Origin of the sequence: Streptomyces sp. 13-12-16 (assembly GCF_002114215.1) — a bacterium.
Lineage (GTDB): Bacteria > Actinomycetota > Actinomycetes > Streptomycetales > Streptomycetaceae > Streptomyces.
This window is the reverse complement of sequence record NZ_NCTE01000934.1, coordinates 1-2,018: the sequence shown is the minus strand read 5'-3', so window position 1 is coordinate 2,018 and position 2,018 is coordinate 1. Positions and strand designations below refer to the sequence as shown.

The following is a 2,018-nucleotide window of genomic DNA, read 5'->3' as shown; positions in this document are numbered from 1 at the left end:
CTCCTCCCGCGAAGCGCGCTCGGGCCGCGGCGCGAGCGCAGGACCAGCCTCCCGCCCGGCCGCCGTCGGCGGGTCACCCACGACGGGTGATCCGGTCGGGACGCGGGCGCGGTGGGATGGCGGCGGACAGTCGTCGTCCGCGGTGCAGACGGGAGACAGCGATGACCGTACCGAGTCCGTTCAGCGCCTCCCTCTCCCCGGCCGAGCGGGCCGCGTACGGCAAGGAGGCGCGCGGCCGTGCGCCGCGCTCGTCCCACGGCCGGTTCGAGGCGGCCGGGGACCGGCCCGACCCCGTCGGCGTGATCGAGCGGCAGTCGGCGACCCGGCTGCCCGAGCTGGTGCCGGTCCGCCACGGCCGCATGCTCGAGTCCCCCTTCCGCTTCTACCGGGGGGCGGCGGCGATCATGGCGGCGGACCTCGGCCCGGCCCCGGACACCGGCCTGACCGTGCAGTTGTGCGGCGACGCCCACCTGCTCAACTTCCGTCTGCTGGCCTCCCCGGAGCGCCGTCTCGTCTTCGACATCAACGACTTCGACGAGACGCACGCCGGTCCCTTCGAGTGGGACGTCAAGCGGCTGGCGGCGAGCTTCGCCATCGCCGGCCGGGCGAACGGCTTCCCGGTCGAGGCGCAGGGCGAGGCCGTGCAGGCCTGTGTGAAGGCCTACCGGCGGCGCATGCGGGAGTTCGCCGGCATGCGCACCCTGGACGTCTGGTACGCGCAGGACGACGCCGACCGGCTGCGGGAGCTGATGACGTCGTCGGCGGACCGCGAGGCCCGGCGGCGCGCCGCCCGGGCGGCGGCACGCGCCCGGACCCGCACCCACCTCCAGGCCTTCGCGAAGCTCACGCGGGTCGAGGACGGAGGGCGGCGCATCGCCCCGGACCCGCCGCTGATCACACCGCTGGGCGACCTGCTGGACGACCCCTCCACCGAGGAGGAGGCCCTGCGCGGGGTCCTGGACGGCTACGCGCGCTCGCTGTCGTCGGAGCGCCGGCACCTGCTGGGGCGCTACCACCTGGCCGACGTGGCCCGGAAGGTGGTGGGTGTCGGCAGTGTCGGCACCCGCTGCTGGATCGTGCTCCTGCTCGGCCGGGACGACGACGACCCCCTGCTGCTGCAGGCCAAGGAGGCGCAGGAGTCGGTGCTCGCGCCGTACACGGACGGCGAGCGGTACGACAACCAGGGCCGCCGGGTCGTGGCGGGGCAGCGGCTGATCCAGACGACCAGCGACATCCTGCTCGGCTGGACGCACACGGTGGGCCTCGACGGACGCCCCCGGGACTTCTACGTACGGCAGCTGCGCGACTGGAAGGGCATCGCCCGCCCGGAGACCATGGACCCGGGGATGCTGCGGCTGTTCGCGCGGCTGTGCGGGGCGAGTCTGGCGCGGGCCCACGCCCGTTCCGGTGATCCGGTCGCCATCGCCGCCTACCTGGGGCGCGGCGACCGCTTCGACCGGGCGCTCGCCGGGTTCGCGCAGGACTACGCCGACCGGAACCAGCGGGACTTCGAGGCGCTGGGCGAGGCCGTGCGGTCCGGCAGGGTGCGCGCCGAGGGCCCGTGACCCGCCGGCCGGGGCGCTACTCCGGCACCTGGCGCATCTCCAGGACGCGCAGGCCCAGCGACTGGCAGCGGGCGAGCAGTCCGTACAGGTGTGCTTCGTCGACGACGTGCCCGAACAGCAGGGTCTGGCCGGACATCGTCACGTGGTCGAGTTCCGGAAAAACCTTGATCAGCGGTTCCGAGAGATGTCCGTCGACACGGATCTCGTAGCGCATGAGCCGCTCCCCGGGTGGCCTGGGACAGGCGGGCCGTGCCCGTACCCTGCGATCGTCCCCCGCCGGGCGGCGGCCCGGTTCACCCCGTACAGGTGAGAGGCCGCCCGTGTCAGTGCTTCAGCCAGAGCTTGCACGAGAGGATCACCAGGCCGAGCACGAGGTTCACCGCCGCCGACAGGGCCATCAGGCGCCGGCCGGCGCCGGCCCGGCGGGCCGCCGCCACCGACCAGCCCACCTGC

Annotated in this window: 2 protein-coding genes; one reads left to right on the top strand and one right to left on the bottom strand. The window is 74.5% G+C overall.

The genetic code is table 11. The features are described 5' to 3' along the window. The first annotated feature begins 161 nt into the window (after positions 1 to 161). Entirely contained in the window at positions 162 to 1,565 is a 1,404-nt protein-coding gene (locus B7767_RS32490) for a DUF2252 domain-containing protein (RefSeq protein WP_085575257.1), read from the top strand. Positions 1,566 to 1,581: 16 nt separating this feature from the next. On the opposite strand, the gene B7767_RS32485 is transcribed toward B7767_RS32490, so the two are convergent. After that, entirely contained in the window at positions 1,582 to 1,779 is a 198-nt protein-coding gene (locus tag B7767_RS32485) for a hypothetical protein (RefSeq protein ID WP_085575256.1), read from the bottom strand. Positions 1,780 to 2,018: the final 239 nt, after the last annotated feature.

What these genes read in the sequence shown, in the direction of transcription:
- B7767_RS32485 (WP_085575256.1), bottom strand. Translation starts at nt 1,779, where the DNA reads ATGCGCTACGAGATCCGTGTCGACGGACATCTCTCGGAACCGCTGATC.
- B7767_RS32490 (WP_085575257.1), top strand. Translation starts at nt 162, where the DNA reads ATGACCGTACCGAGTCCGTTCAGCGCCTCCCTCTCCCCGGCCGAGCGG.